This is a genomic window from Brevibacterium moorei, assembly GCF_024580735.1.
Classification (GTDB): Bacteria; Actinomycetota; Actinomycetes; order Actinomycetales; family Brevibacteriaceae; genus Brevibacterium; species Brevibacterium moorei.
This window is the reverse complement of sequence record NZ_JANIJX010000034.1, coordinates 12722-27027: the sequence shown is the minus strand read 5'-3', so window position 1 is coordinate 27027 and position 14306 is coordinate 12722. Positions and strand designations below refer to the sequence as shown.

The window sequence follows — 14306 nt, the reverse complement described above, 5'->3', positions numbered from 1 at the left end:
GTGGTTTTGCGGTGGTGAGAGCGTTGGGGAAACGCCCGGTCCCTTTCCGAACCCGGAAGCTAAGCCCGATTGCGCTGATGGTACTGCATGCGGGAGTGTGTGGGAGAGTAGGTCACCGCCGCAATTATATTTGGTTGAGGGTCTTCGTATGGCCGGCTGGAGCTTAGCTCGCCGACCGTACGAGGGCCCTCTTCCATTCATTCACCGAGTTCCTCGGAACGGTTGACGCATTAGGGGAGCATGAAGTATTCGCCCCCGGCATAGAGCAGGGGCAGGCCAGCTCCGTCGGCCTGAGCGCAGTGTGCGACGTGGCCGACCACCAGTGTGTGCGTTTCAATCTCGAGGCGCTGAACGATCTCCATCTCGAAGACCGCCACGGCGTCGGGTATGTGGGCCGGATACCCGGTAGTGCCGTCGGCCAGCTCGACGCCGTTGAGCAGGCCATAGGTCGGCTGGCCCGGAGTCCCCAGCCACTGGGCCGTGCCCTTCTGCTGCGGTGCCAGCACGCTCAGGGTCATTCGCCGTGTGGTGTCGAGCGCATCTCCCATCCGCGAGCCCGCATAGACACTCACCGCCATGGTCGGCGGGTCGTAACTGACGTCGAGGTACGAATCGACTGTGATGGCCTGGACCGCGCCCTTGGATTCGACGCTGAGCACCGCGACGCTTTTGACGATTCTGCCTGCGACGCTCCGGTACCGTTCGGCGGTGGCATCCGCCATATCACTGCTGTTTTCCATGACGCTTCCATCCTAGAGGTCCTAGAATGGATGTCATGTCTGAACCGACCGAAACGATGCCGCGCACCGGCGGCGCTACGACGCTGGAGCGCGAAGAACTCACCGTCCCCGCCGAACCCGGCGATCATGAGCGCTTCTCCCACTATGCTCCGAAGGCCAAGATCATGGAGGCCATGGTCATGGGAACACCCGTCGTCGCCCTGTGCGGCAAGGTGTGGGTTCCCAGCCGCGATCCGGAGAAGTACCCGGTTTGCCCCACGTGCAAAGAGATCTTCGAGAAGATGCCAGAGGGCCCCAAGGATCCCAAAGGACCGAAGGAGTAAATGACGACCGCACACCGCGTGCCGGGTACCAGTGCGGCCGAAAACCTGTCACCGGCGTTCCCCGAACGCGCTGCGTGGGGAACGGCCGGCAAGCTGCGCGCTTGGCAGGCCGAGGCTCTGGAAAAGTACTTCGAGACCGAGCCCAAGGACTTCCTCGCAGTGGCAACCCCCGGTGCCGGCAAGACGACTTTCGCCCTGCGTCTGGCTGCCGAGCTCCTGGCCCGTCGGGTCGTCGACCGGGTTACCGTTGTCGCTCCCACCGAACACCTCAAGGTGCAGTGGGCCGATTCGGCTGCTCGTGTCGGCATCAAACTCGACCCCAATTTCAAGAACAGCCAGGGGCGGACCGGTCGAGGGTTCCACGGGGTTGCAGTGACCTATGCCCAGGTGGCGGCGAAACCGGCCCTGCACCACAATAGGACGGCTGCCGGCCGGACCCTCGTGATCCTCGACGAGATCCATCACGCCGGGGACGCCCTGTCCTGGGGCGATGCAGTACGCGACGCCTTCGAACCGGCCAAGCGGCGTCTGGCACTGACCGGTACGCCCTTCCGGTCCGACACCTCGCCCATCCCCTTCGTCACCTACGAGGCCGATGAAGAGGGGATCAGGACCTCGCAGGCGGACTATTCCTATGGCTATTCCCGTGCCCTGCACGACGGGGTGGTGCGTCCGGTCATCTTCATGACCTACTCGGGTGAGATGCGCTGGCGGACCAAGGCCGGCGATGAGATGTCGGCGGTCCTGGGCGCCGAAGCGACCAAGGACATCCACGCACAGGCCTGGCGGACGGCCCTCGACCCGCGTGGTGAGTGGATCCCGGCGGTGCTGCGCGCCGCCGACATCCGTTTGACCGAGGTCAGACGCGCGGTGCCAGACGCCGGGGGACTGGTGATCGCCACCGATCAGCAGGTGGCCCGTGCCTATGCCAAACAGCTCAAGGAGATCACCGGCGAATCGGTGACCGTCGTGCTCTCGGACGAAGCCGGCGGCTCGGACAAGATCGAAGAGTTCCGCACGTCCACGCGCCGGTGGATGGTTGCGGTGCGCATGGTCTCCGAAGGGGTCGACGTGCCGCGCCTGGCCGTGGGCGTCTACGCGACCTCCTCATCGACGCCGTTGTTCTTCGCCCAGGCGATCGGCCGCTTCGTGCGCGCCAGGAAACGCGGGGAGACGGCATCGGTGTTCCTGCCCAGCGTGCCAGTCCTGTTGGCCCTGGCGAACTCGCTGGAGCTCGAACGCGATCACGCCCTGGACCGGCCGAAGAGCGCCGAGGACCCGGACGAGGTGGTGCTCGACGATGCTGCACTGGAACGTGCCGAACAGGGCGAGAGCGCGTCCTCGAGCCTGCTCGACGGCAATTTCGAGGCTCTCGACGCACAGGCCTCGTTCGACCGAGTGCTGTTCGACGGCGGTGAGTTCGGCACCGGCGGGGCGGTGGGCTCGGAGGAAGAGCTCGACTTCATCGGGCTGCCGGGCCTATTGGAACCCGACCAGGTCGCGATGCTGCTGCGCACCAGACAGGCCGAGCAGGTCAAACGGCAGGGGACGACCAAGACCTCGGTCCCGGAAAACCAACCGCATACCGAAGAGCTCGAACACCGCGCGCTGAAGGAGGACCGCACCAAGCTGCAGTCGATGGTGGGGGCCTGGGCACGCCGCACGGGCAAACCGCATGGCACGATCCACGTGGAACTGCGCAACGCCTGCGGGGGACCGGCCGTGGCCGAGGCCTCCAGAAGCCAGATCGAGGACCGGATCAAGACCCTGCAACGCTGGTTCGTCGGCCGCAAATAACCCTCCCCACCCCACAGCGGTGTGGCTCCACTCGGGTGACTGTGGCTCGATAACTCACGAGTTATCGAGCCACAGTCACCCGAGTGGAGCCACTGGTAAGGCGCGGGCACTTGGCCCGAGGGGCACCTGTCTGGCGAGAGCCACTGGTAGGGCGAGGGCCCGGAGGGGGTCAGGCCTGGTAGTAGACCGTGGGCAGGGCCGGCTCACCCGGCTGCAGGCTGTGTGCCCGAGGCGGCAGTTCACCCAAGGACGCGGCATGTCGTGCCCGTGCGCGGCGCACTCCCTCAACACCCGTATAGGACTCGTCGATGACGCCGTCGACGACCAGGTCCACGGTCAGCGGTCGGCCGGTCGTTGCGGAATCCGGCAGGGCGGGAACGCCGATGGACTCCTCGGTTGCGATCGTGCCGTCGAAATTGCGCACAGCCTGTTTGAAACCGCCGTGGGATTCCTTGTGCGCCGAACGCTTCGCCACCGACACCCATTCCCCGGACTCCCCGTCACGGCGGGAGACCAGCTTGTAGACGAGCGCTGCGGTGGGAGCCCCCGACCCGGTGACGAGCTTGGTGCCGACCCCGTAGGAGTCCACGGGGGCGGCGCGCAGACCGGCGATCGCGTACTCGTCGAGGTCGCTGGTCACGGTGATCGTGGTGTTCACCGCCCCCAGTTCATCGAGCAGGGCCCTGACCTCGCCCGCCTGCATGGCCAGGTCACCGGAGTCGATGCGCACTCCACCCAGGCCGGGTCCGGCGACCTCGACGGCGGTGCGCACCGCCTGTTCGATGTCATAGGTGTCGATGAGCACCGTGGTGTCGATTCCCAGGGCATCGATCTGGGCGGCGAAGGCCGCGCGCTCGTCGTCGTGGAGCAGGGTGAACGAATGGGCCGAGGTGCCGATCGTCTTGAGCCCGTAGCGCAGTCCCGCCTGCAGATTCGACGTCGAGGTGAAGCCGCCGATCACAGCGGCCCTGGCCGCCGCCACCGCCGCCTGCTCATGGGTCCGGCGCGATCCCATATCCGCACACGGCCGATTACCGGCCGCATAGGTGATGCGCGAGGCCGCCGAAGCGACAGCAGAATCGTAATTCAACGTCGACAGCAGCAGCGTCTCCAAGACGACCGCCTCGGCGAAGGTCGACTCGACGGTGACCAGCGGTGAACCCGGGAAGTAGATCTCGCCCTCGGCATATCCGCGGATCGTTCCGGAGAACTCGAACTCGGCAAGATAGTCGATGGTGGCCTCGTCGACCACAGCGGTGCGGCGCAGGAAGTCCAACTGTTCGCCACTGAAATGGAAGTCGGCGAGCAGTTCTAAGAAGCGCCCGGTGCCGGCGAGAACACCGTATCTACGGCCGGCCGGCAGACTGCGTCCGAATGCCTCGAATAGGCTGGGCCGCCCAGCCGTCTCCGAGCGCAGCGCGGCCTGCAACATGGTGAGTTCGTAGTGGTCGGTCAGGAATGCCGAAGAGGCCGCCTGGCGTATGAGATCCTTCATAAAAGGAATCCTATTGCATGCCCAGAGCACGTCCCGGGTGGGCTTTCGCATAGGCTTAACGGGTGACGAACAGCGCGGGGGCCGGCAGCGCGGTCTTAGAGGATGCACCCACAGTCGCACGGCAGAGGGCCGGTGAGGACGAGTGGCTCACCATCGTGCTCAACGATCCGGTCAACCTGATGAACTATGTATCCTATGTGTTCCGCTCCTATTTCGGCTATTCGAAGGCGAAGGCCGAGGCCCTGATGCTGCAGGTTCACGAACGCGGCCGGGCCGTGGTCGCCAGGGGGAGCAGGGAGAAGATGGAGCGCGACACGCTGGCCATGCACGAATTCGGTCTCTGGGCGGAATGCCGCCGGGCTACGGACCGGGGGGAGTGAGATGCGCATTTCCGGCTCACACCGCCATCCGGTCGTCATCGACCTCGAAGCGAACGAACGCAGGCTCCTGACCGGGCTGTTCACCGACACGATCGAACTGCTTGGCGGCGCGCCGGCCGGCGCCGCGAACGCGGAAATCGGCGACACCACCGACATAACGGGGGAGGCCACCGAGGGCCTCGGCGCGATGTTCGAGCGGATGTTCACGATGGGGCCGCAGACGCCGCCGGAGGATCCGGCCCTGGCCCGGCTGCTGCCGAGTCTGGATCGCGAGGATCCCGAGCGCTCGGCGGAGTTCCGTCGCTACACGGAGCCCGAATTGCGGGAGTCGAAGCTGTCGAATCTGCGCAGGGCCCTGCTCGACTTGGACCGCTCGGGCCGCATCGACTTGGACCGGGAGGGCGCCCGGGCGTGGATGATCGCGGTCGGCGATGTGCGTCTGGTGCTGGCGGCCCGCCTGGGGCTGCAGACGGAGGCGGACGTACAGGCCATGGATACGGGCTTCGAGGAACTGAGCGAGGCCGACCAGATGCACATATCGGTCTACGATTTCCTCAGCTGGATGCAGGAGCGCATCGTAGACGAGCTGATGGACCTTGACGGGCTCAACTGACGGCGCAAGGGCTTTGACTAGGAGGAATGGGTGAACATGCAGCTGACTGCCGTTGGAACCTCGGGATCGTTCCCGGGGCCCGGCAACCCCGCGAGCAGCTATGTGTTGCGCGCAGACCCCTCCGCTGCGCCGATCGTCGTCGACATGGGGCAGGGAGCGCTGGGTGATCTGCAGACGCACACCGATCTGAGCACGATCGAGGCGGTGCTGCTGAGCCATCTCCACCCCGATCATTTCATCGACCTGACCGGGATGTACGTGGCGCGCAGCTATGATCCCCGCTTCTTCTGCGAGGGCGGGCGGCCGTTGTGCGCCCTGCCCGTGTACGGACCGGCGGGCACCGAGGACAGGCTACTGGCCGCTCACCATACCGATCCGGGCGCCAGTCCCGTGGCCGAGAACGCCCAGGACGCGAATCTCGACAGGGTCTTCGAGTTCCACGACCTGCACGACGGGGCGCACCTGCGTGTGGGCGGCCTGGAAGTCGAGGCGACGCTTGTCGACCATCCCGTCGAGGCCTATGCGATGCGTTTCACCGATGCGGTCGGCCGGGTGATGACCTATTCGGGGGACACCGACTATTGCGAGGGGATCGTGGCGGCGGCCCGCGGTGCCGACCTGTTCCTGTGCGAGGCCGCCTTCCAAGAGGGCCGTGACACCGTGCGCGGGATTCACCTCAGCGGTCGGCGGGCCGGCATCGTGGCCCGTGAGGCCGGTGTCGGCAAGCTGGTGCTCACACACATCCCGCCGTGGACCGATCCCGAGGTCGTAGCGGCCGAGGCCGCCGCCGAATTCTCCGGGCCGCTCGAGGTGGCCCGGCCGGGGCGGCGCTGGGACATCTGAGCGGCCGCACCGGCAGCCCATAAGCCTGAGAATCACGATAGACGAAGAGACGAGGAGTTCATTTCCATGACACGTTCAGACGGACGCGCGGTCGATCAGCTGCGCCCGGTGACAATCACCCGCAACTGGTTGGATCACGCCGAGGGTAGCGCACTCATCGAGTTCGGCCGGACCCGCGTGCTGTGCGCGGCATCCCTGTCCGAGGGCGTGCCCCGCTGGCTCAAGGGTCAGGGCAAGGGCTGGGTGACGGCGGAGTATGCGATGCTTCCGCGTGCCACCAATACCAGGAACTCGCGCGAATCGGTCAAGGGGAAGATCGGTGGGCGGACGCACGAGATCTCACGCCTGATCGGCCGGGCCCTGCGCGCAGTCGTCGACATGGACGCACTGGGGGAGAACACCCTGCAGTTGGACTGCGACGTCCTGCAGGCCGATGGCGGCACCCGTACGGCATCCATCACCGGCGCCTATGTGGCCCTGGCCGATGCCCTGGCACTGGGCAAGGAACGCGGGTGGATCAAGAAGTCCGCCCAGCCGCTGAAGGATTCCGTGTCCGCGATCAGCGTGGGCATCATCGACGGCACCCCGATGCTGGACCTGCCCTATGAGGAGGATTCCCGCGCGCAGACCGATATGAACGTGGTGATGACAGGTTCGGGCGCCTTCGTCGAGGTGCAGGGCACTGCCGAGGGCGCTCCCTTCGACCGGGCCGAGCTGGGCAGCCTGCTCGACCTGGCCACCGGCGGCTGTACCGAATTGGCGCGCATCCAGCGCGCGGCGCTCGCCGGGGCGGAGCCCCTGGCATGAGCCGGCGGATCGTGCTGGCCACGCACAATGAGCACAAGGCCAGGGAGCTCGGCGAGATCCTCACCCCGCTGTTGGGCGATGTGGACGTCGTCACCGCCGGTTCCCTGGGCCTGCCCGATCCGGTCGAGACGGGGGTGACCTTCGCCCAGAACGCGCTGCTCAAGGCGCGTGCTGCCCAGGCGGCCACCGGGCTGGACGCCATCGCCGATGACTCGGGAATCGCCGTCGACGTGATGGGCGGGGCGCCCGGCATCCTGTCGGCCCGCTGGTCGGGCACCCACGGGGCGGACCGGGAGAACCTCGAGCTGCTGCTGGCCCAGATGGCGGACATCCCCGATGAGCACCGCGGTGCGAGCTTCGTGTGCGCGGCCGCGTTTGTGGGAGCCGACGGATCCGAGATCGTCGAGCAGGGGCTGATGCCCGGTCGGCTGGCGCATGAGGCCCACGGCGCAGGAGGGTTCGGCTACGATCCGATCTTCCTGGTCGGTCAGGGGCAGCGGACGGCCGCAGAGCTCAGTCCGGAGGAGAAGAACGAGGTGTCCCACCGCGGGGCGGCGTTCCGCGCCCTGGCCGCCCATCTGGCCTAGGGATGGACGGGCGTGCGCCGTGGGGTGAGCCCTATTACACTTTGGGTGACGGTGTTCAACCCCAGGCGCCGCCCATCTAAAGGAGCATCATGAAACTTCGGAGCCTCGGCGCGGCCCTGGCCGTTGTGCTGGCACTTCCCCTTTCCGCCTGCAACGCAGGAGGCGGAACGCAGGCCGCCGGTGGCCAGGCGAAGGATTCGCTGATCGTCGCGCAGACGGCGGAACCGGCGAACCTGGACTACACCACGACCGGCGGCGCGGCCATTCCGCAGGCCCTGCTGGAGAACGTCTACCAGTCGCTGGTGCGGGTGGATCAGGACGGCAAGATCCAGCCGTCCCTGGCTAGGGCCTGGAAGGTCTCCGAAGACGGCAAGACCTACACCTTCGACCTGCAGACCGGGGTGAAGTTCGCCTCGGGTGCCGATTTCACCGCCGAGGACGTGAAGTACTCCTATGACCGCGTGCGCACCGGCAAGGGTTGGAAGAACCCGCTGAGCCAGAAGATGGCGATCATCGACTCCGTCACGGCCGATGGCGACGCCAAGGTCACCATCAAGCTCAAACAGCGCTCGAACTCGTGGCTGTACAACCTGGCCTCTCTGGTCGGGACGGTCTTCGACTCGAAGGACCACGACGATCTGGCGAACAAGGCCAACGGCACCGGTCCGTTCGCGATCGAGAAATTCACCCGTGGCCAGGACATCGTGTTCGCCGCCCGCGACGACTACTGGGCCGATAAGCCCAAGCTCAAGCAGGTCACCTTCAAGTACTTCAAGGACGGGGTGTCGGCCGCGAACGCGCTGAAGTCCGGTCAGGTCGATGTGTTGAGTAACCTGCAGGCCCCCGATCTGCTCTCGGACTTCCAGCAGCAGTCGGACAAATTCGAGGTCATCGAGGGCACGACGAACGGCGAGGTCGTCCTGTCGATGAACAACGCCGCCGGCATCTTCAAGGACAAGAAAGCGCGCCAGGCCGTGATGTACGCGATCGACCGGAAGGCCGTCATGGACACGGCCTGGGGCGGCCACGGCACCCTGATCGGCAGCATGGTACCGCCGACCGATCCGTACTACGAGGACCTCAACAACGTCTACCCCTATGACGTGGACAAGGCCAAGAAGCTCGTCGACGAAGCCGGGATCTCCGGCAAGAGCCTGACCTTCACGGTGCCCAATCTGCCGTATGCCACGGCGATCAGCAATATCGTGGTCTCCCAGCTCAAGGCGGTCGGACTGAACGCCAAGGTGCAGATCCAGGAGTTCCCCGGCGTGTGGATTCAGAAGACCCTGACGGACCACTCCTATGACATGTCGGTGGTCAGCCATGTCGAGGCCCGTGACATCCTCACGGTCTTCGGCAAGGGCTACTACACGGGATACGACTACAAGCGCATCGAAGCGGACGCCGCCAAGGCCGATGCCGGAACCGAACAGGAATACATCGACGGGATGAAGAAGGTGGCCAGGACGATCACCGATGACGCAGCAGCCGACTTCCTGTTCCTGCTGCCCAATCTCATCGTCGCGAACAAGGGCGTGACCGGACTGCCAAAGAACCAGATCACCGACGCGTTCCGGCTGGTCGACCTGGCCGCGGCCTGAGGCGTCCATGCTGCGGTTCCTCAGCGTCAGACTGCTGCAGTTCGCCATTACGCTGGTCATCGCCTCGGTCGTCGTCTTCGCCCTGCTCAACCTCTTGCCGGGTTCCGCGGCACAGGTGGCGCTGGGCGTGAACGCCACGCCCGAGGCGGTGGCCGCGCTCGAGGCCGAATACGGACTCGACCGGCCCCTGCCCGTGCAGTATCTGCACTGGGTCGGCGGTATTCTGCACGGTGATTTCGGTACTTCGTACGTCACGCAGGCCCCGGTCGGCCCTGTGATCTCCGGCAGCGTCCAGGTCACCCTGATCCTGGTGGTCGCAGCGGTCGTGGTGTCCCTGCTCATCGCCGTGCCGGTCGGCACCCTGGCCGCGGTCAGCCACCGGCGCCCGCTGGGTGCGGTGATCTCCGCACTGGGCCAGGTGGGGGTCGCGATCCCCAGTTTCCTGGCCGCGATCCTGCTCGTGCTGGTGTTCTCCGTGAATCTGGGCTGGTTGCCGTCCTCGGGCTGGGTCGTGCCCGCGGTCGATCCGGCCGGCTTCCTCCGTTCGCTCATCCTGCCGGTGCTGGCCCTGTCCCTGGTCCAGGCGGCGATCCTCTCGCGCTATGTGCGCTCGGCGGTGCTCGACGTCCTGGGCGAGGACTTCCTGCGCACGGCCAGGGCCAAGGGCCTGACCAGGGGCGCTGCCGTGGTCCGTCACGGCCTGCGCAACGCGGCGGTCCCGGTACTCACGGTCACCGGCCTGCAGCTGTCGGCCCTGCTGGTCGGCGCAGTGGTCGTCGAACTGGTCTTCGTGCTCCCCGGCATGGGCAGTGAGCTGGTGCGCGCGGTGGGCAACCGCGATTTGGTGACGGTGCAGGGGATCGTGTTGGTCCTGGTGTTCATGGTGTTGGTGATCAACCTGCTGGTCGACGTTCTGTACACGATCATCGATCCACGGATTCGGAGGGCGGCATGACAGAACCGATGCAATCCGGCACCCGCGCGACGACTGCCCCCGTTCGTCCCTCACGTCGCAAGAACGCGCAGCTGACGATCGGTGCGGTGCTCGTGGCACTCGTCGTCGTGCTGGCCCTGGTGTCCTTCATCTGGATGCCCTACGATCCCACCCAGGCGGATCCCGCCGCCAGGCTGCAGGGCGCCTCGGCCGCGCACTGGTTCGGCACCGATCAGTTCGGTCGGGACACGTTCTCCGCCATTATGGCCGGCGCCCGGATCACCCTGCTGGTGGGTTTGGTGGCGGTGGCGATCGCCTTCGTCATCGGTGTGCCGCTGGGCATGCTCGCAGCCCAGACCCGATGGTCCTGGCTGTCGGGCCTGATCATGCGCGGCAATGACCTGTTGCTGGCATTCCCCGCACTGCTGTTGGCGATGATCTTCGCCGCGGCCGTCGGTACCGGGATCGGACCGGCGGTGGTGGCGCTGGGGATCGCCTCGATTCCGGGTTTCGCGCGGGTCGCGCGTTCCTCTGCGCTGCAGGTGCTCAGCCGCGAGTACATTATGGCCGCGCAGGCCGGCAATCGGCGCCCGCTGGCCATCGCCTGGCACCATGTGCTGCCCAATATCGTCGGCCTCGTCATCGTCGAGGCCTCCGTGGCCTTCGCCCTGGCCGTACTGGCCGAGGCCGGTCTGTCGTTCCTTGGCCTGGGCACCCAGCCGCCCACCCCCTCCTGGGGCCGGATGCTGCAGGAGTCCCAGCAGTTCCTCTCCACCGCGCCCCATCTGGCACTGTGGCCGGGACTGTTCATCGCCCTGGCCGTGCTGGGCTTCAACCTTCTGGGGGATGGTCTACGCGACCGCTTCGATCCCAGGCTGAAAGGACGCTCGTGATGTCCACCCGCAGTGCCCAGTGGCCCCCCGTGCCGCAGACCGGCGACAGTGCCCCCGCCTTGCAGATCACCGGTCTGAGCATCGAGATCGGGGGACGGACGCTGGTCGAACCGCTAGACCTCACGATCGCCGCCGGCGAACGGGTCGGGCTGATCGGCGAATCGGGTTCGGGGAAGTCCTTGACGGCATCGGCAGTGATGGGTCTGCTGCCCGATGATGCGAATGCCTGTGGGGACGTTCGTCTGGCCGGGGCACGGGGCAACCTCCTGGAAATGACGGACCGGCAGCTCTCCCGGTTGCGCGGCAAGGCCATGTCGATGGTGTTCCAGGACCCGCTGAGCGCGCTGAACCCCCTGCAACGCGTCGGCGCGCAGGTCGCCGAGGTCATCGTGCTCCACGGCGGAGCCCCCACCCGGGCAGCCGCGGCCGCACGTGCGGTCGAGCTGCTGGCCAGCGTCGACCTGCCCGACCCCGCCGCGGCGGCGCGCGCCTACCCGCACCAGCTCTCCGGCGGCCAGCGGCAGCGCGTCGTGCTGGCGATCGCCCTGGCCAATGATCCGGCCCTGCTGATCTGCGATGAACCGACCACGGCCCTGGACGTCACGGTGCAGCGCAGCGTGCTCGACCTGATCTCCGCCCAGGTCGCCAGTCACAGTGCCGGCCTGCTCTTCATCACCCACGATCTGGCGGTGGTCGCCGGCCTGTGCCAGCGGGTCCTGGTGATGAACCGTGGCGTGGTCGTGGAATCGGGCAGCGTCGAACAGATCTTCACCTCTCCCGTCCATCCGTACACTCGCGGGCTGCTTGCCGCCAGTGATCTGGAGTCCACCGACTCCTCCGGTCGGTTGTTCACCATCGCGACATCGGGGGAGTACAAGGGGGCCCCGCTGCCCCGACTCGGACAGTCGGCTGCGCGGCAGACGGCGCAGCGGCCACGGCCCGAACGCACGGCCCCGGCCGCACACGCCGTCGAACCGGTGCCGGTCGATTTCGATCGGGCGGACGAAGGGGAATCGTTGATCAGCGTGGCCGATCTGCACAAGACCTATGCTCGGACCAGGCGTTTCCCCTTCGGCCGGGCAGATCGGGTCCACGCCCTGACCGGAGTGTCGTTCAACGTGAAACGTGGCGGCCGCTTCGGCATCGTGGGCGAATCGGGTTCGGGCAAATCGACCCTGCTCAAGATCCTCACCGGCTTGGAGACCGCCGACTCGGGCCGGGTCCGGGTGGCCGACATCGAGGTGACGGATCCGGGCCCGCGCGGCCTGTACCGGCTGCGGCAGGACCTGCAGCTGGTATTCCAAGACCCTTTCGCATCGCTGGACCCCAGGATGACGGTCGCAGACATCATCGCCGAACCCCTCATCGCCACCTCGCTCGACGCCGCGGCCAGGCGCTCCCGCGTGACCAGTGTGCTCGCCGATGTGGGTTTGGATGCAGATGCCCTGCAGCGCTACCCCCACCAATTCTCCGGAGGGCAAAGGCAACGGATCTCGATCGCCCGGGCCCTGGCGGGCAAACCCAGGGTGCTGGTCGCAGACGAACCGGTGTCGGCCCTCGACGTCTCGGTCCGCGCCCAGGTCCTCAATCTGCTGATGGACCTGGTGGACGAATACGGGCTGACCCTGGTCTTCGTCTCCCACGATCTTGGAGTCGTACGGCATCTGTGCACCGATGTGGCGGTGATGCGCGCGGGCCGGGTCGTGGAGGCGGGGCCCATCGAGCGGGTCTATACGCACCCGCGGGATGCGTACACGGCAGGACTGATCGAGGCGACACCCAATCTTGCCCGGGCATTGGAAGCCGCCCGGGGTATCTGAGAGGAGAAGGCATGACCGAGTTGGCGGACTACAGCGCGGAAGCACTGCGCGCCGGTTTCGCATCCGGCGATTTCACCCCGGTGGATGCGGTGGAATCGGTGGCGGGCCGGATCGAGGCCTGCGAACCCACACTCAACGCCCTGTGGGTGCCCACCGTGGACACGGCACTGGAACAGGCGGCCGCGGCAGCGGCCAGATGGCGGGCCGGTGCGCCGTTGGGCCCGCTGGACGGGGTCCCGGTGACGGTCAAGGAGAACATCGCACGCTCCGGCATCCCGATGCCGGCCGGCCACGCCGCCGGCACCCCGCCGGTGCCCGAGGAGGACGCGCCGATCACCGCTCGGCTGGCGGAAGCCGGGGCGCTGATCGTGGGGTCGACGGTCATGCCCGACTGGGGGATGCTCTCCTCCGGGGTGTCCAGCCGGCACGGGATCACGCGCTCGCCGCTGAACCCCGAGCTGACCACCGGTGGGTCCTCGGCCGGAGCCGGCGCCGCGGCTGCGGCGGGGTACGGGCCCATTCACATCGGCACCGACATCGGCGGCTCGATCCGCCTGCCCGGCACCTGGTTGGGCCTGGCCACGCTCAAGCCCAGCTTCGGCCGAGTGCCGCTGGCCTCACCGTACCTGGGCCGCTGCGCCGGTCCGCTGGCCAGGCGCGTGGCCGATGTCGTCGCAGCCATGGACGTCATCGGCCGCGCCGACGGCAGGGACTATTCCGAACTCCCGCCATACGCCGGAGCCTATACCGAGCCCTTCGATCCTGCCGAGCTGCGGGTGGCCGTGCACACGGACGCCGGGTGCGGCCTGCCGACCGACCCCGAGGTCGCCGCCGCGGTGGATGCCGCGGCGGATCTCTTCGCCGCGGCCGGAGCCACTGTCACACGCATCGAACCGTTCATGGACGGGGAGCTGTTGGGCCACACAGATGTGTTCCTGCGCGCCAGGTCCTGGGGCGATCTCAAGGCCCTGCCGGTGCATGAGCGGAGCCGGATTCTGCCCTATATCCGCCAGTGGTGCCTGGGCGGGGCGGATGCGACGGGACAGGATGTGTTCGCCGCCTATCATGCGATTCAGGAGATGCGGGAGCGGGCCAACGCGGTGACGCACTCATTCGATTTGGTGCTCTCCCCGGTCGCCCCGATGGCGGCCTTCCCCGCCGACTGGCCGATGCCCTGGGGAGACGACGCGGATCGGCCGATGGTCCACATCGGCTACACCCTGCCCTACAACATGGGGGAGCAGCCCGCTGCCACGGTCAATGCAGGATATACCGGGGATGGGCGGACGATCGGTCTGCAAATCGCCGGGGCCAGGTTCGCCGACGCCCGGGTGCTCGCGGCCGCCGCCTGGTACGAAGCGGCGGCCGCGGTGCCGGTTCCCGTCCCCGTGATCGGCTGATTGAGACGACGGTGCGCCCGGGTGCCCGCGATAGTGCGGGTCCCGGGCGCATTACTGTGCTTATTCGGCCCGG

General features: G+C 67.1%; 14 protein-coding genes and 1 rRNA gene. 13 read left to right on the top strand and 2 right to left on the bottom strand.

What is annotated here, in order from left to right:
* Positions 1-7 precede the first annotated feature (7 nt).
* A 5S ribosomal RNA gene (gene rrf / locus NQ034_RS15115) occupies positions 8-124 on the top strand.
* Positions 125-230: 106 nt separating this feature from the next.
* Here rrf and NQ034_RS15110 read toward each other — a convergent pair.
* The gene (locus tag NQ034_RS15110; protein ID WP_257049866.1) at positions 231-740 is read right to left on the bottom strand and encodes a flavin reductase family protein; all 510 of its coding nucleotides are present in this window, start codon (positions 738-740) and stop codon (positions 231-233) included.
* A gap of 35 nt (positions 741-775) precedes the next feature.
* On the opposite strand from NQ034_RS15110, the gene NQ034_RS15105 reads away from it, so the two are divergent.
* Complete coding sequence (locus NQ034_RS15105) at positions 776-1063, top strand: DUF3039 domain-containing protein (RefSeq protein ID WP_257049865.1); 288 nt, start codon at positions 776-778, stop codon at positions 1061-1063.
* Complete coding sequence (locus tag NQ034_RS15100; protein WP_257049864.1) at positions 1064-2860, top strand: DEAD/DEAH box helicase; 1797 nt, start codon at positions 1064-1066, stop codon at positions 2858-2860.
* A gap of 169 nt (positions 2861-3029) precedes the next feature.
* Here the strand turns inward: NQ034_RS15100 and NQ034_RS15095 are convergent, their stop codons facing one another.
* Complete coding sequence (locus NQ034_RS15095) at positions 3030-4355, bottom strand: nicotinate phosphoribosyltransferase (RefSeq protein ID WP_257049863.1); 1326 nt, start codon at positions 4353-4355, stop codon at positions 3030-3032.
* Positions 4356-4417: 62 nt separating this feature from the next.
* Here NQ034_RS15095 and clpS point away from each other — a divergent pair, with 62 nt between their 5' ends.
* From clpS to NQ034_RS15045, 10 genes are all read left to right on the top strand, one after another.
* The gene (gene clpS / locus NQ034_RS15090) at positions 4418-4735 is read left to right on the top strand and encodes an ATP-dependent Clp protease adapter ClpS (RefSeq protein ID WP_257049862.1); all 318 of its coding nucleotides are present in this window, start codon (positions 4418-4420) and stop codon (positions 4733-4735) included.
* 1 nt (position 4736) lies between these two features.
* Positions 4737-5348, top strand: coding sequence for a DUF2017 domain-containing protein (locus NQ034_RS15085; RefSeq protein ID WP_257049861.1), 612 nt, complete (start codon positions 4737-4739; stop codon positions 5346-5348).
* Between the two features lie 36 nt (positions 5349-5384).
* Positions 5385-6191 (top strand): MBL fold metallo-hydrolase, encoded by an 807-nt coding sequence (locus NQ034_RS15080; protein ID WP_257049867.1) that lies wholly within the window; start codon positions 5385-5387, stop codon positions 6189-6191.
* Between the two features lie 66 nt (positions 6192-6257).
* Positions 6258-6998, top strand: a complete 741-nt coding sequence (rph, locus tag NQ034_RS15075; protein WP_257049860.1) for a ribonuclease PH — start codon at positions 6258-6260, stop codon at positions 6996-6998.
* Positions 6995-7585, top strand: coding sequence for an RdgB/HAM1 family non-canonical purine NTP pyrophosphatase (rdgB, locus tag NQ034_RS15070; RefSeq protein WP_257049859.1), 591 nt, complete (start codon positions 6995-6997; stop codon positions 7583-7585). The genes rph and rdgB overlap by 4 nt, the downstream gene beginning before the upstream one ends.
* An 89-nt stretch (positions 7586-7674) precedes the next feature.
* Positions 7675-9186, top strand: coding sequence for an ABC transporter substrate-binding protein (locus tag NQ034_RS15065; RefSeq protein WP_257049858.1), 1512 nt, complete (start codon positions 7675-7677; stop codon positions 9184-9186).
* A gap of 7 nt (positions 9187-9193) precedes the next feature.
* Positions 9194-10141: an ABC transporter permease gene (locus tag NQ034_RS15060; RefSeq protein ID WP_257049857.1), complete on the top strand. Its 948-nt coding sequence runs from the start codon at positions 9194-9196 to the stop codon at positions 10139-10141.
* The gene (locus NQ034_RS15055) at positions 10138-11013 is read left to right on the top strand and encodes an ABC transporter permease (protein ID WP_257049856.1); all 876 of its coding nucleotides are present in this window, start codon (positions 10138-10140) and stop codon (positions 11011-11013) included. Before NQ034_RS15060 ends, NQ034_RS15055 begins: the two co-directional genes overlap by 4 nt.
* Positions 11013-12833, top strand: coding sequence for a dipeptide ABC transporter ATP-binding protein (locus NQ034_RS15050; RefSeq protein WP_257049855.1), 1821 nt, complete (start codon positions 11013-11015; stop codon positions 12831-12833). Before NQ034_RS15055 ends, NQ034_RS15050 begins: the two co-directional genes overlap by 1 nt.
* A gap of 11 nt (positions 12834-12844) precedes the next feature.
* Positions 12845-14233 carry an amidase gene (locus tag NQ034_RS15045; protein WP_257049854.1) on the top strand — a complete coding sequence of 463 codons (1389 nt, stop codon included), beginning with the start codon at positions 12845-12847 and terminating at the stop codon, positions 14231-14233.
* Positions 14234-14306 lie beyond the last annotated feature (73 nt).